Below are 20,817 nucleotides of genomic sequence, written 5' to 3'. Positions count from 1 at the left end.
TCACCTCAGAAGGCGGGCAGCTCGGAGTCGTCCGTGCGGGGCGCGAAGGCGGCGTCCGGATCCACGTCCTGGCCGGCGCCGTCCAGCCCCTCGGCATCCTGGGAGCCCTCGTCCGGGTCCTCGCTGATGCCGAGCTTCACCAGGATCTTCCGCTCGATCTCCTGTGCCAGCTCGGGGTTGTCCTTGAGGAAGCGCCGGGAGTTCTCCTTGCCCTGTCCCAGCTGGTCCCCCTCGTAGGTGAACCACGCACCGGACTTCTTGACGATGCCGTGCTCCACGCCCATGTCGATCAGGCCGCCCTCGATGGAGATGCCCTGGCCGTAGAGGATGTCGAACTCCGCCTGCTTGAAGGGCGGGGCCATCTTGTTCTTCACGATCTTCGCGCGGGTGCGGTTGCCCACGGGGTTGGCGCCGTCCTTGAGGGTCTCGATGCGGCGAACGTCCACGCGGACCGAGGCGTAGAACTTCAGCGCCTTGCCGCCCGTGGTGGTCTCCGGGGAGCCGAAGAACACGCCGATCTTCTCGCGCAGCTGGTTGATGAAGATGGCGGTGGTGTTCGTGTGGGACAGCCGGCCCGTGATCTTGCGCAGCGCCTGGGACATGAGTCGCGCCTGCAGGCCCACGTGGCTGTCACCCATCTCGCCCTCGATCTCCGCCTTGGGCACCAGGGCCGCCACGGAGTCGATGACGATGATGTCAATGGAGCCGGAGCCCACCAGCATGTCCATGATCTCGAGCGCCTGCTCACCGGTGTCCGGCTGGGAGACCAGGAGGTTGTCCGTGTCCACGCCGAGCTTCTCCGCGTAGGCCGGGTCCAGGGCGTGCTCGGCGTCGATGAACGCCGCGATGCCGCCGGCCTTCTGAACGCTCGCCACGGCGTGCAGCGCCACGGTGGTCTTACCCGAGGACTCCGGGCCGTAGATCTCGACCACGCGGCCGCGGGGGAAACCGCCGATGCCCAGCGCGACGTCCAGCGCGATGGAGCCGGTGGGGATCGTCTCGATCCTGGTGGCGGGACGGTCGCCCAGCCGCATGACCGAGCCCTTGCCGTAGTTCTTGTCGATCTGGGAGAGCACCGTGTCGAGTGCCTTCTGCCGATCGGAGCCGGCCACCTGAGAGGGTGCGGGTGCGCCCTTGGACTTGGCTGCCATGTTTCACCTCTAGTTCTCGGGGGCCGGTGAGGCCCTGATGATGTCGTCGCGGTCCACGATATGAGGGGGGTCCGACACCCATAAGGGGTCGGCCGGGGTGTGGAGCACGTGTGATCGGATTCGAATATACCTTCGAACCCGGATGCGTGCACCTCGACCCGCCGCCGGGCCCACGGCAGGCACCGTCCGACGGCGCGCCGTCGACACCCGCACGTCGGAGGCACGCCGCTCACCCGAGGCGCCTCGCAGACGCGAGGCCCGCCGCACGCAGGAGGCGCGCTGTCCGCCGGCGCCGGCCTCAGTTCCTCGGTGGCTGGTCCGGTCCCCACCAGCGCGACTCCGGCACCTCCTGCGCCCGGCACACCGCGAACCACACGGTCTTGGGGTCCTCCCCCGCCTCGAGCGCCTGTCTCGCCGTCCGGTCTCCCAGCTCGGAGACCACCAGGTCCCTGGCCAGCACCCGGCAGTAGGCCGAGCCGAACTCGTGGGACATCAGGTCCCAGAACGCGCTCACTCGCATGGTCGTCATCTCCTTCTCACGGTGCCGGACGTGAAACGGACCCGCCCTGGGGCGGGTCCGTCCTCTCGTTGCCGGTGCCGCTGCGTCGCGACGTCCGGCACCTGATCGTCTCGCGATCCTCGTTCCCCGTGGTGGGTCCGGGTCATCACTCCCGGCGGATCGGCAGGGTGGTGGGTGCGACCGGTGACGGCGTCACCGCGGCGCACCCTGCGGCGCTCAGCGGGCGTTCGCGGCACTGCCTCCGCGCAGCTGGCGCACCTCCCGGGTGAACTCCTCCGTCATCTCCGACGGAACGGTGTCCGGGATGAAGTTGCCTTCCGCGTAGGCGAGCCGGTCCGCGACCTCGCGCAGCATCTGGGACATCGGGATGTCCAGGGCGGTGCAGATCGAGGCCAGCAGCTCCGAGGACGCTTCCTTCTGGCCGCGCTCGACCTCGCTGAGGTATCCCAGGGACACGCGGGCACTGTGCGAGACCTCGCGCAGCGTGCGCCCCTGACGCTGGCGCACGTTGCGCAGCACCTCTCCGATCTCCTGGCGCAGGACGCCCACCTTCATCTCGTGGGTCTCCGCGTGAGCTTCATCGACCATACCCACGTCCTTCCAACGGACGACACCATTGACAGACACGGGTTGCTTCGTCATGTGAATTGCCTACTCCTCGTACGTACGGGGCCTACCGCACCGTGGTGGCTGCGGGGGGCTGAAGCGGTTGAGCCCGTCTGGCTCAACGCTCTGACTGGCATAACGTGCTTGCGTGTTCAATTGTTCCCTGCGGCCGAGGGAAAAGCACTAGGCGTTGGCTGTGAAAGAGATTTGAGTCGCCAACATGTCGATGGCGCGCGCCACGCTCGCCTCCCGCACGGCGGCCCGGTCCCCCGTGAGCGTGAGGTGCTCCACGGCCTCTCCCCCGGGCCCGCTGACCGCCACGAAAACGGTCCCCACGGGATGCCCGTCGTGCGGCTCCGGGCCGGCGACGCCGGTGGTCGACACCGCCCAGTCCACGCCCAGGGCACGGCGCGCCCCGCGGGCCATCGCCAGGGCGACGTCCGGGTCCACCGCGCTCACGCGCTCCAGGAGGTCACCGGGCACGCCCAGGACACGTTTCTTGACCGCGTGCGAGTAGCTCACTACGCCGCCTTCGAGGCACCCCGACGCCCCCGCCACCGTGACGATCTGCGAGGCCACGGCTCCCCCGGTGAGGGACTCCGCGGTCCCGACCGTCACGCCCAGGTCCGTGGCCAGACGGACGAGCGCCGTGGCGTCGTACCCCTGCGGCTCGGAGGCAGCGGGGGCGGAACCAGCGGCGCTCACGCGCCCTCGCCCCGCAGCGCACGGTTGCGCAGCTGCACGGCCTTGACGACGTAGTCCACGCCCGTGACCACCGTGGCGATCAGCGCGAGCGCCGTCAGCAGCCACGCGAGCCACAACCACCACTGACCCACGAAGGGTGCGAGCGGCAGGACCAGCGCGATCAGCGCGGCGGTCTGCAGGACGGTCTTCGTCTTGCCGCCCTTGGACGCGGCCATCACGCCGTAGCGGATCACCACGAAGCGCATCAGCGTGATGCCCCACTCGCGCACCAGGATCACGATCGTGACCCACCACCACAGCTCCCCGAGCATCGAGAGCACCACGAACGCGGCACCCGTGAGGAGCTTGTCCGCGATGGGATCCGCGATCTTGCCGAAGCTCGTGATCAGGTTGCGGGCGCGGGCGATGTCCCCGTCCAGCTTGTCCGTGAACATGGCCGCGCCGAACGTCACGACCGCCGCCCACCGCATGCCCATCGAGTCCTGGCCGTACGTGCCGCCGGCCACGAGGAACCAGACGAAGAACGGCACCATCACGATGCGCAGCGTGGTCAGCGCGTTGGGGAGGTTCCAGTTCGAGGCCGCGGGCGCGTCCGCGCCCTGGCCGGTGCCGTCGTGGTTGGTGCTCATCGTCCCGTCAACTCCCATGCGTCCTCTGACTCCTCGGACTCGTCGTGATAGTCGTGGGCGACGTCCGCGAGCGACGCCGCCACGGGGTCCTCGCCGTAGTCGACCGAACCCATGCCCGCACCCGCGTCTGCCGGGGCGTCGTCATGTCCGGAGCTCGCACCGGCGGGCGGCTCCTCGCCGCGGATCAGCGCGAGCGTGGCCGCGAGGTCGTCCGGCTTCACCAGCACGTCGCGGGCCTTCGAGCCCTCGGACGCGCCGACGACGCCGCGCGACTCCAGCAGGTCCATGAGCCGCCCGGCCTTCGCGAAGCCCACACGCAGCTTGCGCTGCAGCATGGACGTGGAGCCGAACTGCGTGGTGATGATGAGCTCGGCGGCCTGCAGCAGGACGTCGAGATCGTCCCCGATGTCCTCGTCGATCGTCTTCTTGGGAGCCTCCTGGACGACGTCGTCCCGGTAGTCCACGGTCATCTGCGCCTTGACGTGCTCCACGACCTTGTGGATCTCGGACTCCGAGACCCACGCGCCCTGCACGCGCATGGGCTTGGACGCGCCCATGGGCAGGAAGAGGGCGTCGCCCTGGCCGATCAGCTTCTCCGCCCCGGCCTGGTCCAGGACCACGCGCGAGTCCGTGACCGAGGAGGTCGCGAACGCCATGCGGGACGGCACGTTGGCCTTGATCAGACCGGTGACCACGTCCACGGAGGGCCGCTGCGTGGCGAGCACCAGGTGGATGCCGGCCGCACGGGCGAGCTGGGTGATGCGCACGATCGCGTCCTCGACGTCGCGCGGGGCGACCATCATGAGGTCCGCGAGCTCGTCCACGATCACCAGAAGGTACGGGTAGGGCCGGATAGTCCGCTTGGAGCCCGGCTCCGGCTGCACCTTGCCGTTGCGCACGGCCTTGTTGAAGTCGTCGATGTGCTTGTAGCCGAAGTGGGAGAGGTCGTCGTAGCGCGCGTCCATCTCCCGCACGACCCACTGCAGGGCCTCGGCGGCCTTCTTGGGGTTCGTGATGATGGGCGTGATCAGGTGCGGGACGCCCTCGTACGCCGTGAGCTCCACGCGCTTGGGATCCACCATGACCAGGCGCACCTCGTCCGGTGTGGAGCGCATGAGGATCGAGACGATCATCGAGTTCACGAACGAGGACTTGCCCGCACCGGTGGCTCCGGCCACGAGCATGTGCGGCATCTTGGCGAGGTTCGCGAGCACGAAGCCGCCCTCGACGTCTTTGCCCACCCCCATGATCATGGGGTGCTCGGACGCGCGGGCCTTCTGCGAGCGCAGCACGTCCCCCAGGGCCACGGTCTCGCGGTCCGTGTTGGGGATCTCGATGCCGATGGCGGACTTGCCGGGGATGGGCGAGAGGATCCGGACGTCCGCGGACGCCACGGCGTAGGCGATGTTCTTGGACAGCGCCGTGACGCGCTCCACCTTGGTGCCGGATCCCAGCTCGATCTCGTAGCGCGTGACCGTGGGGCCGCGGGAGAAGCCGGTGACCTCGGCATCGACCTTGAACTGCTGCAGCACGTTGGTCAGGGCGGCGACCACCTGGTCGTTGGCCTCGGAGCGCTCCTTGGCCGGTGGGCCCTGCACGAGGTCCGCGACGGGGGGAAGGCTGTAGGCGACGTCGCCCTGCAGCTTCAGCTGCTCGGAGCGTGCCGGGATGGGCGTGCTGGGCGTGTGGGTCCGGGCGCCCGCCGCCTCTCGCGCGTCCACGGTGTCGTCGAGGGCGGCCAGCGCCGGGGCGTCCGACGCCGCCGCCGTGTCCGCGGCCGGCGTGATGCCCTGCTCCTCGCGCAGCTTCTGGGCCGCGCGCTGGGACTTGGTGGGCCGCTTCTCCCCCGGGCGCGGTCCGGCCTCGGGGGCCGGCACGGCCTCGGTGGATTGCAGGCCCGCGGGCTGGACGTCACCGGCGCGGGCGCTCGAGGAGCCCCCCTTGCGCGAGGACCCGCCGGGCGCGGAGCCCACGTCGAAGACGGTGGTGGCGGAGCCCTGCGCCTCGCGACGGTTGGCCTCGTCCACGACGGCGCGCTCGAAGGCCTCGTCGCCGTCGTAGCGGTCGAGTTCCTCCCGCTCACGACGACGCCGCGCGCGCCCGCCCCTGCCGGAGCGGGCCGCGGGCACGGGGTCCAGGTAGGAGCGGTCGTGCTCGGTCGCGGAGAGGTCCGTGGTGCGCGGCTCGGTCTGGCCGGTGAGTCGGCGGTAGAGCAGGCGCAGCCGCGGGCCGATCTCCCCCACGGGGGTGGCCGTCATGACGAGCAGGGCAAGGACGGCCAGCGCCACGAAGACGGCCAGCGCGCCCCACGGGGTGATGAGGGAGGAGAGCGGGTCCGCGGCGAGGAACCCGACGAAACCGCCGGCCCGCCACACCGTCTCGAAGCCGTCGCCCAGGGACGGTGCCCCGCCAGCAATGTGCGCGGTGCCCGACCCGGCCACGGTCAGTGCGAGCAGGGCGATGGCGATCCGGTTGTTCGCCTGGGTGGCCTCCGGGTGACGGAAGACCCGGACGGCGAAGCAGAAGCAGAACAGCGGCAGCACGAGGGCCATGAAGCCGAAGGTGCCGCCCACCACGGAGTGCACCCACGAGGCGGGAACGGCCACGGCCGTGAGGTCCACGCCGCGCAGGTTCCACCACTCGACCGCGGCGATCAGCACGGCGAGCACGAGCCACACGAGCGCACCGCCGTCACGGCGCTGCTCGGGGGCGATGTCCGTGCGCACGGTCCCCACGCGGCGCACCGCGGCACCCACCACGTGACCGGCACCCGACCAGGCACCCACGATCCCGTGCAGAGCCTGCGAGCCCGCGGAGGGGCCCTGGGAGGTTGTGCGGGAGGGGGTCTTCTTGCCGTTCTTGGGGGAACCCGCCGACTTCGAGGACCGGGTGGCGGTCTTCGTGGAGCGCGCGGGGGAAGTTCGTGACGCCATTCCCCCAGGGTACCCGGACGCGCGACGGCCCGCCGGGAGCATGCTCCGGGCGGGCCGACGCTGCGGGGTCGAGGGGACAGTCAGACCTCGACGACCACCGGGACGATCATGGGCTTGCGGCGCAGCTTGCGCGAGACCCACGAACCGACCGTGCGGCGCACGATCTGCTGCAGCTGGTAAGCGCTGTGGTTCTTGCCGCTCTCCGCGAGGGCGTCCTCGAGGGCCGCCGCGATCTTCGGGCGGATCTCGTTGAAGACCTTGTCCTCCTCCGCCACACCGCGGGCGTGGATGTCCGGGCCGGACACGATCTTGCCGGTGTCTCGGTTCACCACCGTGACCACGGAGATGAAGCCCTCCTCGCCGAGCGTCATGCGGTCCTTGAGGTCGGCCTCCGTGATCTCACCGACCGAGGAGCCGTCCACGTAGATGAACCCGCACTCGACCTGGCCGGTGATCTTCGCCTTGCCGGCGTGCATGTCCACCACGGTGCCGTTCTCCGCGAGCAGCACGTGGTCCTCGGGAACGCCGGTCTCCTGCGCGAGGTCGCCGTTGGCGATCAGGTGCCGGACCTCGCCGTGCACCGGCATGACGTACTCGGGCTCCACGATGTTGTAGCAGTACAGCAGCTCGCCCGCACCGGCGTGGCCGGACACGTGGACCTTCGCGTTGCCCTTGTGCACCACGTTGGCGCCCAGGCGCATCAGGCCGTTGATCACGCGGAACACGGAGTTCTCGTTACCGGGGATCAGGGACGAGGCCAGCACCACGGTGTCACCCGCGTTGACCTGCACCTTGTGGTCCCCGTCGGCCATGCGCGAGAGCGCGGCCATGGGCTCGCCCTGCGAACCGGTGCACATGATGACCAGCTTGTCGTCCGGGTAGTCCCCGACCTTCTTCTGGTCCACGAGCACGTTCGGCGGGACGTCCAGGTAGCCGAGCTTCTCCGCGATGGACATGTTGCGGATCATGGAGCGGCCCATCAGGACCACCTTGCGGCCGTTGGCCACCGCGGCGTCGAGCACCTGCTGCACGCGGTGCACGTGCGAGGAGAAGGAGGCCACGATCACGCGCTGCTTGGCGCGGGAGACCACGTCCGTGAGCACGGGGCCGATGGCCTTCTCCGAGGGGATGAACCCCGGGACCTCGGCGTTCGTGGAGTCGGTGAGGAACAGGTCCACACCCTCCTCGCCCAGGCGGGCGAAGTGCCGCAGGTCCGTGATGCGCCCGTCCAGGGGCAACTGGTCCATCTTGAAGTCACCGGTGTGCAGGACGGTGCCCGCCTTGGTGCGCAGGAAGACGGCCAGGGCGTCCGGGATGGAGTGGTTCACGGCGACGAACTCGCACTCGAACTCGCCCAGGCGCTCCACCTGGCCCTCGCGCACGGCCATGGTGAACGGCTTGATGCGGTGCTCCTGCAGCTTGGCCTCGATCAGCGCGAGGGTCAGCTGCGAGCCCAGGACGGGGATGTCCGGGCGGCGCTTGAGCAGGTACGGGACGGCGCCGATGTGGTCCTCGTGGCCGTGCGTGAGCACGATCGCCACGATGTCGTCCAGGCGCTCCCGGATGTAGTTGATGTCCGGGAGGATGAGGTCCACTCCGGGCTGCGTCTCCTCGGGGAAGAGCACGCCGCAGTCGACCACGAGCAGCTGCCCGTTGATCTCGAACACGGTCATGTTCCGACCGACCTCGCCCAGGCCACCCAGCGGGATGACACGCAGGGTGTCCTTGCCCAGTGCGGGGGGAACGGCGAGGTCAGTGGTGTTCCATCGGGTCATGAGACCCCTTTCGTCTCAGTTGATCAGTGTGTTCGCAGCCACCGACGTGCTCAGATCCTGACGGATCTGCTCCAGCTCGGCCTGCGTGGGTACCACGTGCGGAAGCCGCACCGTGTTGTTCGGCAGGCGACCCTGCCACTGAAGAATGGTCTTGGCCGCCACGGCCCCGGGCACCCGGGTCATGGTGGCGCGCACGAGCGGCAGCAGCTCCTCGTTGATCCGCCGCGCGGTCTCGAGGTCCGAGCCACGGGCGGCGTCCACGAGGCGGCGGTAGCGGGGGGTGTCGATGTGCGTGGTCACGCCCACGAGACCCGCCGCGCCCAGGGCGATCCACGGCAGCGTCAGGCCGTCGTCCCCGGAGTAGAAGTCGAGCTCCGTCTCCGCCATGACGCGCGCCGCCGCCATGAAGTCCGCCTTGGCGTCCTTCACCGCCACGATGTTGGGGTGGGAGGCGAGGGAGATCATGGTCTCCGGCTCGATCGCCACCCCCGCGCGGCCCGGGATGTCGTACATCATGATGGGGGTGTCCACGGAGTCCGCGAGCGAGCGGAAATGCGCCTCGAGCCCCGCCTGGGTGGGCTTGTTGTAGTACGGGGTGACGACGAGCAGACCGTCCATGCCGATCTTCTCCGCCTCCAGGCACAGGTGGCGGGAGTGCTCGGTGTCGTTCGAGCCCGTGCCGCCGAGCAGCGGCACCCGTGACCCCACGGCCTCCTTGACGGCGCGGAAGACCGACAGGTTCTCCTCGTCCGTCATGGTGGAGTACTCGCCGGTGGTGCCGCACACCACCAGACCGTCGCAGCCGCCGTCCACGAGGTCGACCGCGACCTGCGCCGTGGCGTCGTGGTCCACGGAGCCGTCGTCGTGGAAGACGGTGACCATGGCGGTCAGCAGGGTCCCGAACTTGGGAGCGGGGCGGTCGTTCTGCACAGGGGCGCTGTGTTGAGTCATGGACACCAGGTTACCGTCCGGAACCGACGAGCACGGTCTCGGGGTCCGCACCACGGTGCAGGGCGATCGCGGTGCGCATCGCGCCGCGTGCGCGCCGGCCGTCGCCGCTGGCCGAGTACGCGAGGCTCAGCCGGTACCAGCCGCCCCAGTCCTCGGGCCGGGCCTCGACCTCGCGGCGCACGACGTCGAAGTGCTCGTCCGCAGCCTCCCTCACGTAGCGTCCGGAAGGGGTGCGCGGCAGGTCGTCCTCGGGCAGCTCGCCGCGGGCGGCCAGCTCCCGGCCGAGGCGCTGCGTGCGTGCGCCGAAGACGATCTCGCGCACCATCGCCCAGGCCCCGACGGCGGGGATCACGAGCATCGCGACGCCGAGCAGCTTCACGATCCACCCGTCGCTGCCGAGCAGCAACACCGCGCGCTGGAAGGAGAGCCCCAGGTAGAGGGCCAGCAGCGCGACCATGAGCGCCGCGAGCAGCCGGCCGCGGGAGCCGATCTCCAGCACGGTGAAGACCCCTGCGAAGGCGAGCATCGCGATCAGCCACGTCCTGGACCCCGCGGAGACGGGTAGCAACAGCACCGTGACCACCAGCAGCAGCACCACGGCGGCGGTCCACCAGCGCAGACCGTTCCGGCCCCCGACGGCGCTCACAGCCCGAGGTCCATGTAGCCGTCCAGCCCCCGGGTCAGCCCGGGGTGGGAGGCCACGGAGCGCACCCCGAGGAGCACACCCGTCATGAAGGAGACGCGGTCGAAGGAGTCGTGGCGGATGCTCAGCTGCTCCCCCGGGTTGCCGAGCAGGGTCTCCTGGTGGGCCACGAGTCCCTGCAGCCGCACGGAGTGCACGTGCACGCCGTCCACGTCCGCGCCGCGGGCCCCCTGGGGGTCGGACTCGGTCGCGTCCGGCGAGCCGCCGAGCCCCGCGCGCTCGCGCGCCTGGGCCACGAGCTGCGCGGTGCGCGCGGCCGTGCCCGACGGCGCGTCGAGCTTGCGCGGGTGGTGCAGCTCCACGATCTCCACGGAATCGAAGAACGCCGCGGCGAGCTCGGAGAACTTCATGGCGAGCACCGCGCCCACCGCGAAGTTGGGGGCGATCAGCACACCCGTCCCCGGCGCGGCGGCGAGCTGCGTCTCCAGCTCGGCCAGGGCGGCGTCGTCCCATCCCGTGGTGCCCACGACCGCGTGGATGCCGTGCTCCACGGCGAAGCGGACGTTCTCGCGCGTGGCGCTCGGCACGGTCAGGTCCACGACCACGTCCGCGCCGGCATCGACGATCCCCTGGAGGTCGTCCCCGCGGCCCAGCGCCGCCACGAGCGCCATGTCCTCGGCGTCCTCGACGGCGCGCACGGCCTCCGAGCCCATCCGTCCGTTGCGGCCGAGCACGGCCACCCTGATGCGTTCCTGCACGGTCTGCTACCGCCCGTCCTGCTCGTCGTCTTCGAATGCGGCGTCGGTCCCGGGGCCCACCACGGTGCGCACCGTCGAGTGCTCCGCGAGCTGCGCCGCGAGGTCCTGGACGTCCTGCGAGGTGACCGCGCGGATCCTGCCCAGCGACTCGTCCACGCCCATGAAGTAGCCGGTATTCAGCTCCGCGGAGCCCAGCCGGGACATCCGCGAGCCGGTGTCCTCGAGCGCGAGCACCGTCGCTCCGCTGAGCTGACCGCCCACCTTGTCCAGCTCTGCCGCGTCCATGCCGTCCTGCGCGAGCCGTTCCAGCTCCACGCGCATCAGGCGGCTGACCTGCTCGACCCGCTCCCCCGTGCACCCGGCGTACATGCCGAAGAACCCGGCGTCCGAGTACGAGCCGGAGAACGAGAACGTGGAGTAGGCCAGGCCCATCTGCTCGCGGATCGTGTGGAACAGCCGCGAGGACATCCCGCCGCCCAGGGCGGCGTTCAGGACGGTCATGGCGAAGCGGCGCTCGTCCCCCACGCGCAGACCGGTGCCGCCCAGGACCACGTGGGCCTGCTCGACCGGCCGGTGGATCGCGCGGGTTCCCGTCAGCGGCGTGAGGACCGCCTCGGCACCACGACGCCGCCCGCCCGCCTCCGTGGGCGCGTCCGGGTCCCAGCCCGCGCGGGTCAGGGACTGGCGCACGAGCCGCACCACGTTCTCGTGCTCGAGACCGCCCGCGACCGTGACCACCAGGTTCTCCGGGCGGTACGCGCCCCGGTAGTGCTGCCACACCCCCTCGCGGCTCACGCTGCGGATCTCCTCATGCGTGCCCGCGATCGGCCGGGCGAGCGCGGAGCCGTGGAGCACCTGCGCGTTGAACTGCTCGAACGCGAAGTCCATGGGGTCGTCCCGGTCCATCGCGATCTCCTCGAGGATCACGCCGCGCTCGCGGTCGAACTCCTCGGGGTCGAGCACCGCACCGGTGAACATGTCCGCGAGGACGTCCACCGCCATGGGCAGCTCCTCCGAGAGCACCCGGGCGTGGTAGCACGTGTGCTCGTGGGACGTGAACGCGTTGGACTCCCCGCCCACCCGATCGAACGCCTCGGCGATCTCCAGGGCGCTGCGGCTGGACGTGCCCTTGAACAGCAGGTGCTCCAGGAAGTGCGTGGACCCGAGCATCCCGGGGGCCTCGTCACGGGATCCCAGGCTCACCCAGAAGCCCACGGAGACCGAGCGCTGACCGGGCATCCGCTCGCTCAGCACACGGGTCCCGCACGGCAGGACGGTGCGGGTGATCACGTCCCCCTCGGCGTCGTCGTGCACCACGTGGGTGAAGCCGCCGGGAAGTTCGGAGGTCAGGGACGCCCGAAGGCGGGTGCCCCGGTCGGAGTCGCGCTCCGACGGGTCACCCGCCCTCAGGGGTAGGTCGACGACTGCCATCGAGTACTGGAAGCCTCCTGCTCAGTTCTCGTCGGCGTCGGCCGGGGCCTCGGAGCCCGCGACGACCGGTGCGAGCGAGAGCTTGCCGCGGTCATCCACCTTGGTGATCTCCACCTGGACCTTCCGGCCCACGGACAGGACGTCGTCCACCTCGTTGACGCGCTTGTCGTCGTTGAGCTTGCGCATCTCGGAGATGTGCAGCAGACCGTCCTTGCCGGGGGTCAGGGAGATGAACGCACCGAAGGTGGTGGTCTTCACGACCGTGCCCAGGTAGCGCTCGCCCACCTCGGGAACCTGCGGGTTCGCGATCGCGTTGATCGCGGAACGCGCGGCCACCGCCGAGGGACCGTCCGTGGCGCCGATGTACACGGTGCCGTCGTCCTCGATGGAGATGTCCGTGCCGGTGTCCTCCTGGATCTGGTTGATCATCTTGCCCTTGGGGCCGATGACCTCGCCGATCTTGGAGACGGGGACGTTCACGGAGATCACGCGCGGGGCGAACTCGCTCATCTCGTCCGGGGCGTCGATGGCCGAGGTCAGCACGTCCAGGATGTAGAGGCGGGCCTCGCGGGCCTGGGTCAGCGCGGACGCGAGCACGGAGGCGGGGATGCCGTCGAGCTTCGTGTCCAGCTGGATCGCGGTCACGAACTCGGAGGTGCCGGCCACCTTGAAGTCCATGTCGCCCAGGGCGTCCTCCGCACCGAGGATGTCGGTGAGGGCCGCGTACTGGACCTCGCCGTCCACGGTGTCGGAGACGAGGCCCATGGCGATGCCCGCGACCGGCGCGCGCAGCGGCACACCGGCGTTGTACAGCGACAGGGTGGAGGCGCACACGGAGCCCATGGAGGTGGAGCCGTTGGAGCCCAGCGCCTCGGAGACCTGGCGGATCGCGTACGGGAACTCCTCGCGCGTGGGCAGCACGGGGGTGATCGCGCGCTCGGCGAGGGCGCCGTGGCCGATCTCGCGGCGCTTGGGCGAACCCACGCGGCCGGTCTCGCCCGTGGAGTACGGCGGGAAGTTGTAGTGGTGGATGTAGCGCTTGTGCTTCACCGGGGACAGCGAGTCGATCTGCTGCTCCAGCTTGAGCATGTTCAGCGTGGTGACGCCCAGGATCTGGGTCTCGCCGCGCTCGAACAGCGCCGAGCCGTGCACGCGCGGGAGCACGTCCACCTCGGCGCTGAGCTCACGGATGTCCGTGAGACCGCGGCCGTCGATGCGCACCTTGTCCTTGAGGATGCGCTGGCGCACGGTCTGCTTGGTGAGCGCCTGGTAGGCACCGTTGATCTCGTCCGCGCGACCCTCGAAGGGCTTGCCCTCGCCCGTGAGCTCCGCCAGGGTCTCCTGGTGCAGCTCGTCGCTCGCGGCCTCGCGCTCCTGCTTGCCGGCGATCGAGTAGACCTGGGCCATGCGCTCGCCCACGAACTCCTCGACGGCCTTCGCGGCGTCGTCCCCGAAGCCGCCGAAGCGCGGCAGCTCCATCTCGGGCTTCTTGGTGCGGGCCGCGAGGTCCGCCTGGGCGTCGCACAGCGCCTTGATGAAGGGCTTGGAGGCCTCGAGGCCCTCGGCCACGAGCTCCTCGGTCGGGGCGACGGCGCCCTGGCCCTTGATGAGCTCCCACGCGTTGTCGGTGGCCTCGGCCTCGACCATCATGATGGCGACGTCCTCGCCGCCGTCCTTGGTGGTGACCACGCGACCGGCGACCGCCATGTCGAACACGGCGTTCTCCAGCTGCGAGTGCTTGGGGAACGCGATCCACTGGTGACCGCCGTCCTCCTGCGCCATCAGCGCCATGCGCACACCGCCCACGGGGCCCTGGAAAGGCATCCCGGACAGCGTGGTGGACATGGACGCCGCGTTGATCGCCACGGTGTTGTAGATCTCGTCCGGCGCGATGGACATGACGGTGACGACCACCTGCACCTCGTTGCGCAGGCCCTTGCCGAACGCGGGGCGCAGCGGGCGGTCGATCAGACGGCACGTGAGGATCGCGTCCGTGGACGGACGGCCCTCGCGCCGGAAGAAGGAGCCGGGGATGCGGCCGGCGGCGTACATCCGCTCCTCCACGTCCACGGTCAGCGGGAAGAAGTCGAAGCCCTCGCGGGGGTGCTTGCCCACGGCCGTGGCCGAGAGCATCGAGGTCTCCTCGTCGATGTAGACCATGGCTGAACCGGCGGCCTGACGGGCGAGACGCCCGGTTTCGAAGCGCACGACGCGCTTTCCGTAGGAGCCGTTGTCGATGACGGCTTCTGCACTCTGGATCTCGGGACCCTCCACGGGTCACCTCCTGTTTCTCGGTGGTACGCGACCCGCGCGACACACCGGTCTTCGATCGAGGCGCTCGCAGCGCGGGGTGCGTTGCGAAGGCCACTGTCGAGGACCGCGACATGCTGCGCGGGCGCGTGGAACGTTGTGGTTCTGCGGGATCCGCTCCGGTGGTACCGGGCGGCGATCGCCGCGGGTGGGCAGCTCGGGGGCGGCCCCTGGCGGTGCTCGTCTCGAGCAGCGCCGGGTGCGGTGCTTCCCCGCGCCTCCCGGAAGCAGGTGCGGGGAAGTCCCTGGGTCACATCACTTGCGCAGGCCGAGGCGCTCGATGAGCGCACGGTAGCGGGCGATGTCGGTGCGACGCAGGTAGTCCAGCATGCGACGACGACGACCGACCAGGGCCATCAGGCCGCGGCGGGTGTGGTGGTCGTGCTTGTGCGTCTTCAGGTGCTCGGTCAGATCGGAGATCCGGCGAGACAGCACGGCGATCTGGACCTCGGGCGAACCGGTGTCGCCCTCGTGCGTCGCGTACTCGGTGATGATCTGGTTCTTGATCGCGGCATCCAGGGCCATGGTTAACTCCTCGAGTCAGTACCGTGTCCGCCCGGTGCGTGAGATTCCCGCCCGGGGTCCGGGAGCATGCTCCCGGGGCCCGACCGCCACGGACCGCAGTCAGACCGTCAACCAGTGTAACGGATCGGTCAAGGGGGCGGTCTCCGTGCGCCGTACCGTTCTGCGTGTCCGCCCCGCCTGGAAGAATGGGCGGCATGCAGAAGATGAACGTCGAATCATTCAACCTGGACCACCGCACCGTGGCCGCGCCCTACGTGCGGATCGCGGACCGCAAGCAGCTGCCGGGCGGTGACACGCTCGTGAAGTACGACGTCCGCTTCACCCAGCCCAACCAGGACCACCTGGACATGGCGGCCGTGCACTCCATCGAGCACCTCACGGCCGAGCACATGCGCAACCACACGGACGCGCTGATCGACTTCTCCCCCATGGGCTGCCAGACGGGGTTCTACGCCCTCATGCTCGGCGTGGAGACCTCCGAGTTCGAGGACCTGCTCGCCCGCACGTTCCAGGACATCCTGGACGCCACGGAGGTCCCCGCGGCCAACGAGGTGCAGTGCGGCTGGGGCGCCAACCACAGCCTGAGCGCGGCGCAGGACGCCGTCCGCGGCTTCCTCGCGCAGCGCGCCGCGTGGGACGAGGTCACGCGATGACGGACGACGCCGCCGCGTTCGCCGCCTGCGTGGGAGCACCCGCCGTCTTCGTCGCCATGCCGGACGAGGCGCAGCCGTTCCTCGACGCCGCGGACGCCCGCAGCGCGTCCCCGCAACTGGTGGGGGGTGCGGACGTCCACGCGCTGGAGCTCGACGGCCGGCCCGTCCTGCTGGTGCGCACCGGGATCGGGCTCGTCAACGCGGCCTCCGCGCTGGGCACGGTGCTGGAGCTCTTCGAGCCCTCCGTGGTCGTCTCGGCCGGATCCGCCGGCGGTCTGCGCGCGGACGTGAACGTGGGAGACCTGGTGGTCGGCACACGGTTCCGCTACACGGACGCGGACGCCACCGCGTTCGGCTACGCACCGGGACAGGTGCCGGGCATGCCCGCGTCCTACGCGGCGTCGGAAACCCTCATGGCTGCGGCGAGCACCCTCATCGCCGCCGAGGGGCACGCACTGTGGCGGGGCGAGATGCTCTCGGGCGGCTCGTTCGTGACCGCGGAGAACGTGGGTGCCACGCGGGAGACGTTCCCCGGGGCGCTGAGCACCGACATGGAGACCACCGCGCTGGCGCAGGTCTGCCACGCCCGCGGGCGCGAGTTCCTGGCGCTGCGCAGCATCTCGGACCTGTGCGGACCCGCCGCGGACCAGCAGTTCCACCTGGAGATCGACACCGTGGCCGCGATCAGCGCGGCCGCCGTCCGGCAGCTGCTGCGCGGACTGCCCCGAGAGCACTGACCGCACCGCGGGATACCCTGCGAGGCAAGCCCACCCGCCGGCACGACCGCCCGGCACGACCACGAGGAAGACGAGGAACAGATGAGCGAGAAGACCAAGGACCTCAGGGACGCCGCACCGGACGTCCCCTGGCACGTCCTGCGGGACGGCAGGCGGATCCCCCAGCTCGGCTTCGGGACCTACCCCATGGACGACGCCCAGGCCGAGGAGCTGATCCCCGAGGCCGTGTGGCGCGGCTACCGGCTGATCGACACGGCCGTGAACTACGGCAACGAGCGCGGTGTGGGGCAAGGTGTGCGCTACAGCGAAGTACCGCGCGAGGAGCTCTTCCTCGCCTCCAAGATCCCCGGCCGGGACCAGGGCGCCGACTCCGTGCGCCGCTCCCTGGAGGGCACGCTCGAACGTCTGGGCACCGACTACCTGGACCTCTACCTGATTCACTGGCCGAACCCGGTCACCGACCGCTACGTGCCCACCTGGCGGGAGATGCTGCGCGCGCGGGAGGAGGGGCTCGTGCGCTCGGTGGGCGTGTCGAACTTCCTGCCCGAGCACCTGCTGCGCCTGGAGCGCGAGACCGGCGAGATGCCCGTGGTGAACCAGGTGGAGCTGCACCCGCAGTACCAGCAGGAGGCCCTGCGCCGCTTCCACGAGGAGCACAGGATCCTCACCCAGGCATGGTCGCCGCTGGGGCGCAAGACCGACCTGCTGCAGAACGAGTGGCTCGCGGAGATCGCTCGCCGTCAGGGCCGCACACCCGCGCAGGTGGTGCTGCGCTGGCACGTGCAGTCCGGGATCGTCCCCATTCCCAAGTCCTCGGACACGGGGCGCATGGCGGAGAACATCGACGTCTTCGACTGGGAGCTCACGGACGAGCAGATGGAGCGGCTGCGCATGATGCACACCGGCATCAGCGGTTCCGGATTCGACCCTGCGGTGCACGAGGAGCAGTGACCCGGGCGGCCGCGGGGCTCAGTCGGTCCCGCGGCCCTCTCCGCGCAGGATCTCGCGGGAGCGGCTGACGTCCTCGCGCATCTGCGCCACCAGGGCGTCGATGCCGCGGTAGGCCACCATGCCCCGCAGGCGCTCCACGAACTCCACCACCACGGTGCTGCCGTAGAGGTCGAAGTCCTCCACGGCCTCCTCCGGGCGGTCGATCACGTGGGCCTCGACCTGGCGGGCGACGCCGTCGAACGTGGGGTTGGACCCCACCGAGATGGCGGTGGGCCAGCGGGTGCCGTCCTTCTGCACGAGCCACCCCGCGTAGACGCCGTCGGCCGGGATGAACCCGGAAGCCTCCGGCGCCAGGTTGGCCGTGGGGAAACCGAGTTCGCGGCCGCGGGCGGCCCCGTGGACCACTTCACCACGCATGCGGTGCGGCCGGCCGAGCAGCTGCGCGGCCCCTTTCACGTCCCCAGCCTCCAGGCACGAGCGCACCCAGGTGGAGGAGCAGCGGCGCTCGGTGTGGCGTCCCACGGGCTGGTCCTGGGGATCCTCCCCCGACGGCGCGGTACCGGGGACGTCGTCGACGACCACGACCTCGAAACCGTGCTTCCGCCCCAGGGCCGCAAGTGCGTCCAGGTCTCCCGAGTTGTCGCGGCCCAGGCGGACGTCCGAGCCGATCACCAGGCACACGGCGCCCAGCGGCCTCACGAGGTAGTCCACCACGAACTGCTGCGGGGTGAGCTCGGAGAACTCGAGGCTGTAGGGCAGCACGAGGACGGCGTCCACGCCGGTCTCCTCGAGCGCGTCCAGCTTGTCCTCGGGCCCCATGATCAGACCCGGGTGGGAGTCGGGTCGGTGCACGAGGGCCGGGTGGGGGTCGAACGTGACGACCACGGAGTGCGCATTGTGGGAGCGGGCGGTCTCGAGCAGGCGCGCGAAGACCTGCTGGTGTCCGCGGTGGACACCGTCGAAGTTCCCGATCGTCACCACCGAGGGACCGAAATCGGGAGTGATCTCGTCCAGGCTTCTCCAGCGAATCACAGCTCTCCTCGTCGTTCGTGGGGTGCGGGGCGCACCGTTTAGAGCCTACCGCTCACCGCGGGAGGGCCGTGTCAGCCGCAGCCACACGAGACCCACCACGGGCAGCACCAGAGGCACGTAGCCGTACCCCGCGCCGAAGTTCGACCAGACGCTGGCCTTGGGGAACAGCTGCGGCTCGGCCAGGCTCAGCAGGCCCACGCCCAGCACGCCCACGAGCTCGGCCGCGACGGCCCATGTAGCCACGCGGTGCCACCCGGCCCCGGTCTTCGTGAGGGCCACCGTGGCGAGCACGTAGATCGCGGCGGAAAGCGTGGAGAGCAGGATCGCCACCGGGGCCACCGAGAACTCGGTCACGAGCTGGTAGAGCGAACGCACCCCGGCGGAGAGCGAGAAGACCCCGTAGACCACGATCAGCACCCGCCCGAAGCCGGAGCTCTTGCGGTCCGTGCGGCGGGTGCGCATCGAGCACCCGAACCGCTTCTGCAGCGTGGAGTGGGAGGACTCGGGGTCCATGTCCGTCCTTTCGTCAGCCGTACCGCGACAGCGCGGCGCCGCGCGGGTCACTGGTAGTAGTAGATGAAGTTCATGCGGTAGACCATCACGACCACCACGGGGCCCGCGGCCGCCAGGATCAGGGTGGACCACCGCGAGCGCTCCACGAGGGACCAGATGAAGGTGCCCGCCGGGATCAGCAGCGCGGTGAGCAGGTAGCCCCAGTACTCGAGCAGGCTCCCGGACGGCGACGGCCCCAGGACGGGCAGCAGCAGTGAGCCCACCCCGTAGACCAGCAAAAACGCCTCGAGCAGCAGCACGGACCCCTGGGTGTAGTCGTCCGGGGCCCGTCCGCGCAGCGTCTGCACGACGCACAGCACGCACGAGATCGTCCCCAGCACCACCGAGGCCCAGAACCAGCCGTCGTATCCCCACAGCATCAGGGGTGCCCCCGCTCCCCCGCGGCCGGCGCGGCGTCGCCGTCCTGCTCGTGGAAGACGACACCGGCGGCGATGCCGAGCACCGACGTCGCGTAGCGGGCCCCCGGGCGGCCACGGTCCTCGGCGAGAGCCACGAGGGTGCCGTCCGGCGCGAAGCACGCGACGACGCCGCCGTCGGTGGACGCGTGGGCCGGGGTACGGTCCGCGGCTTCCTCGTTCGCGGAGATCCTGCGTCCGTGGGAGAGGTCCGTCGCCTCCGCCGCGGACAGTTCGCGCGCCGGGAAGAGGCCGCGTGCGGCGTCCTCGATGGGCAGCGTGGCAACGGTGCCCCCGGCGCTGACCTGCCCGGTGAGCTCGTCGAGGGTGTGCGCCTGCTCGAGCGTGAACGTGCCCACTCGCGTGCGGCGCAGCGCCGTGAGGTGGCCACCCACGCCGAGCGCCTGGCCGAGGTCACGCGCGAGGGCGCGGATGTAAGTGCCCGAGGAGCACGTGACGGTGGCGCTGAGCACGAGCACGGCGTCGTCGCCCGCACCCCGGCGCTCGATGCCGTGGACGGTGAACTCGTGGACCGTGACGGGCCGCGCGGCGAGCTCCACGTCCTCGCCCTTGCGGACGCGAGCGTAGGAGCGCTCGCCGTCGACCTTGATGGCGCTCACGGCGGAGGGCACCTGCTGGATCTCGCCGGTCAGCCGCGCCACGGCGGCCATGATGCGCTCGTAGGTCACGGCGGCCAGCTCCTCGGGTGTCGCGGTGTGCGTGACCTCGCCCTCGGCGTCGTCCGTGACGGTGGTCGCGCCCAGTCGGATCGTGGCGTCGTAGGTCTTCTCCGTGCCGGTCACGTACGTGAGCAGCTTGGTGGCCTTCTCCACGCCGATCACCAGCACGCCCGACGCCGCCGGGTCCAGTGTCCCCGCGTGGCCGACCTTCCGGGTACCGGCCAGGCGGCGCATGCGCGACACGACGTCGTGGGAGGTCCAGCCCAGGGGCTTGTCGACGACCACGAGCCCGGCGACCCTCGGCAGGGAGGGGTCCGGGCTCGGGACGTGCTGACGCTCTGCCACCGGGCTCAGGCCTGGCTGGTGTTCTCGGTGCCGGCCGCGTCGTCGTCCTCCACGGTGCGGTAGGCGTCCTCCCCCGCGGCGTAGTGGGCGCCCTGGGCCTGCTCGGCCACCTGGGCATCCTTCTCGCGCGCGGTGCGCAGCAGCTCCTCTAGCCGAGCGGCGTCCGCGGGGATCTCATCCGCGACGAACGTCAGCGTGGGCGTGAGCCGGGCGGTGATGTTCTTCCCCACCTCGGCACGCAGGATGCCCTTGGCGGACTCCAGCGCCTGCGCGGTGTCCTCCCGCTGGGTCTCGTCCCCGTAGACCGTGTAGTAGAGAGTGGCGTGCTGCAGGTCGTTGGTCACGCGGGCGTCGGTGACCGTGATGAAACCGAGCCGGGGATCCTTGATCCTGCGTTCGAGTGCCTGGGCCACGATCACCTTGATGCGATCGGCCAGTCGGGCTGCGCGTGCGGCGTCCGCCATGGTGGAACTCCTCGTGTCCTGGCAGCGCATCAGCGCTGCGAAGTCCTGGA

The 20,817-nt window shown here is 70.5% G+C and carries 21 protein-coding genes; 3 read left to right on the top strand and 18 right to left on the bottom strand.

Annotation, left to right across the window (positions count from 1 at the left end):
* Positions 1-5: 5 nt before the first annotated feature.
* The 13 genes from recA to rpsO all read right to left on the bottom strand — a co-directional run bounded on the left by recA (position 6) and on the right by rpsO (position 14,937).
* On the bottom strand, positions 6-1,151 hold the full coding sequence (recA, locus tag KVA01_RS08940; RefSeq protein WP_141269855.1) for a recombinase RecA: 1,146 nt from the start codon (positions 1,149-1,151) through the stop codon (positions 6-8).
* Positions 1,152-1,449: 298 nt separating this feature from the next.
* Positions 1,450-1,671, bottom strand: a complete 222-nt coding sequence (locus KVA01_RS08935) for a DUF3046 domain-containing protein (RefSeq protein ID WP_068470902.1) — start codon at positions 1,669-1,671, stop codon at positions 1,450-1,452.
* Between the two features lie 216 nt (positions 1,672-1,887).
* Positions 1,888-2,313 (bottom strand): helix-turn-helix domain-containing protein, encoded by a 426-nt coding sequence (locus KVA01_RS08930; RefSeq protein WP_141269853.1) that lies wholly within the window; start codon positions 2,311-2,313, stop codon positions 1,888-1,890.
* A 147-nt stretch (positions 2,314-2,460) separates the two neighbouring features.
* On the bottom strand, positions 2,461-2,982 hold the full coding sequence (locus tag KVA01_RS08925) for a CinA family protein (protein WP_068470795.1): 522 nt from the start codon (positions 2,980-2,982) through the stop codon (positions 2,461-2,463).
* On the bottom strand, positions 2,979-3,629 hold the full coding sequence (locus KVA01_RS08920) for a CDP-alcohol phosphatidyltransferase family protein (RefSeq protein ID WP_371858578.1): 651 nt from the start codon (positions 3,627-3,629) through the stop codon (positions 2,979-2,981). The genes KVA01_RS08925 and KVA01_RS08920 overlap by 4 nt, the downstream gene beginning before the upstream one ends.
* A complete protein-coding gene (locus tag KVA01_RS08915; RefSeq protein WP_068470792.1) occupies positions 3,608-6,544 on the bottom strand; it encodes an FtsK/SpoIIIE family DNA translocase in 2,937 nt (978 codons plus the stop codon). The genes KVA01_RS08920 and KVA01_RS08915 overlap by 22 nt, the downstream gene beginning before the upstream one ends.
* Before the next feature lie 80 nt (positions 6,545-6,624).
* Positions 6,625-8,319 carry a ribonuclease J gene (locus KVA01_RS08910; protein WP_068470790.1) on the bottom strand — a complete coding sequence of 565 codons (1,695 nt, stop codon included), beginning with the start codon at positions 8,317-8,319 and terminating at the stop codon, positions 6,625-6,627.
* A 15-nt stretch (positions 8,320-8,334) separates the two neighbouring features.
* On the bottom strand, positions 8,335-9,270 hold the full coding sequence (gene dapA, locus KVA01_RS08905) for a 4-hydroxy-tetrahydrodipicolinate synthase (protein WP_068470900.1): 936 nt from the start codon (positions 9,268-9,270) through the stop codon (positions 8,335-8,337).
* Between the two features lie 10 nt (positions 9,271-9,280).
* Positions 9,281-9,916 carry a tetratricopeptide repeat protein gene (locus KVA01_RS08900; RefSeq protein WP_068470788.1) on the bottom strand — a complete coding sequence of 212 codons (636 nt, stop codon included), beginning with the start codon at positions 9,914-9,916 and terminating at the stop codon, positions 9,281-9,283.
* Positions 9,913-10,671: a 4-hydroxy-tetrahydrodipicolinate reductase gene (gene dapB, locus KVA01_RS08895; protein ID WP_068470787.1), complete on the bottom strand. Its 759-nt coding sequence runs from the start codon at positions 10,669-10,671 to the stop codon at positions 9,913-9,915. Before dapB ends, KVA01_RS08900 begins: the two co-directional genes overlap by 4 nt.
* Positions 10,672-10,677: 6 nt before the next feature.
* Entirely contained in the window at positions 10,678-12,102 is a 1,425-nt protein-coding gene (locus KVA01_RS08890) for a M16 family metallopeptidase (RefSeq protein WP_141269851.1), read from the bottom strand.
* 21 nt (positions 12,103-12,123) lie between these two features.
* Positions 12,124-14,376 (bottom strand): polyribonucleotide nucleotidyltransferase, encoded by a 2,253-nt coding sequence (locus KVA01_RS08885; protein ID WP_141269849.1) that lies wholly within the window; start codon positions 14,374-14,376, stop codon positions 12,124-12,126.
* A gap of 291 nt (positions 14,377-14,667) precedes the next feature.
* Positions 14,668-14,937: a 30S ribosomal protein S15 gene (rpsO, locus tag KVA01_RS08880; RefSeq protein ID WP_068470783.1), complete on the bottom strand. Its 270-nt coding sequence runs from the start codon at positions 14,935-14,937 to the stop codon at positions 14,668-14,670.
* Between the two features lie 194 nt (positions 14,938-15,131).
* On the opposite strand from rpsO, the gene KVA01_RS08875 reads away from it, so the two are divergent.
* The 3 genes from KVA01_RS08875 (at position 15,132) to KVA01_RS08865 (ending at position 17,278) form a co-directional block, all read left to right on the top strand.
* Entirely contained in the window at positions 15,132-15,590 is a 459-nt protein-coding gene (locus tag KVA01_RS08875; protein WP_068470896.1) for an S-ribosylhomocysteine lyase, read from the top strand.
* Positions 15,587-16,327 (top strand): 5'-methylthioadenosine/S-adenosylhomocysteine nucleosidase, encoded by a 741-nt coding sequence (gene mtnN / locus KVA01_RS08870; RefSeq protein ID WP_218023605.1) that lies wholly within the window; start codon positions 15,587-15,589, stop codon positions 16,325-16,327. The genes KVA01_RS08875 and mtnN overlap by 4 nt, the downstream gene beginning before the upstream one ends.
* An 81-nt stretch (positions 16,328-16,408) precedes the next feature.
* Positions 16,409-17,278 (top strand): aldo/keto reductase, encoded by an 870-nt coding sequence (locus KVA01_RS08865; protein WP_141269847.1) that lies wholly within the window; start codon positions 16,409-16,411, stop codon positions 17,276-17,278.
* Between the two features lie 18 nt (positions 17,279-17,296).
* On the opposite strand, the gene KVA01_RS08860 is transcribed toward KVA01_RS08865, so the two are convergent.
* The 5 genes from KVA01_RS08860 to rbfA are packed head-to-tail and all read right to left on the bottom strand — an operon-like array spanning position 17,297 to position 20,767.
* On the bottom strand, positions 17,297-18,310 hold the full coding sequence (locus KVA01_RS08860; protein ID WP_068470777.1) for a bifunctional riboflavin kinase/FAD synthetase: 1,014 nt from the start codon (positions 18,308-18,310) through the stop codon (positions 17,297-17,299).
* A 45-nt stretch (positions 18,311-18,355) separates the two neighbouring features.
* Positions 18,356-18,823 (bottom strand): hypothetical protein, encoded by a 468-nt coding sequence (locus KVA01_RS08855; protein ID WP_141269845.1) that lies wholly within the window; start codon positions 18,821-18,823, stop codon positions 18,356-18,358.
* A 47-nt stretch (positions 18,824-18,870) separates the two neighbouring features.
* On the bottom strand, positions 18,871-19,242 hold the full coding sequence (locus tag KVA01_RS08850; protein WP_068470773.1) for a hypothetical protein: 372 nt from the start codon (positions 19,240-19,242) through the stop codon (positions 18,871-18,873).
* Entirely contained in the window at positions 19,242-20,303 is a 1,062-nt protein-coding gene (gene truB / locus KVA01_RS08845) for a tRNA pseudouridine(55) synthase TruB (RefSeq protein ID WP_141269843.1), read from the bottom strand. The genes KVA01_RS08850 and truB overlap by 1 nt, the downstream gene beginning before the upstream one ends.
* A gap of 5 nt (positions 20,304-20,308) precedes the next feature.
* Positions 20,309-20,767 (bottom strand): 30S ribosome-binding factor RbfA, encoded by a 459-nt coding sequence (gene rbfA, locus KVA01_RS08840; RefSeq protein ID WP_141269841.1) that lies wholly within the window; start codon positions 20,765-20,767, stop codon positions 20,309-20,311.
* Positions 20,768-20,817: the final 50 nt, after the last annotated feature.

It is taken from the genome of Kocuria varians (assembly GCF_006539885.1).
GTDB classification, from domain to species: domain Bacteria; phylum Actinomycetota; class Actinomycetes; order Actinomycetales; family Micrococcaceae; genus Kocuria; species Kocuria varians.
The sequence above is the reverse complement of the archived record's forward strand: the minus strand, read 5'-3'. Positions and strand labels throughout refer to the sequence as shown.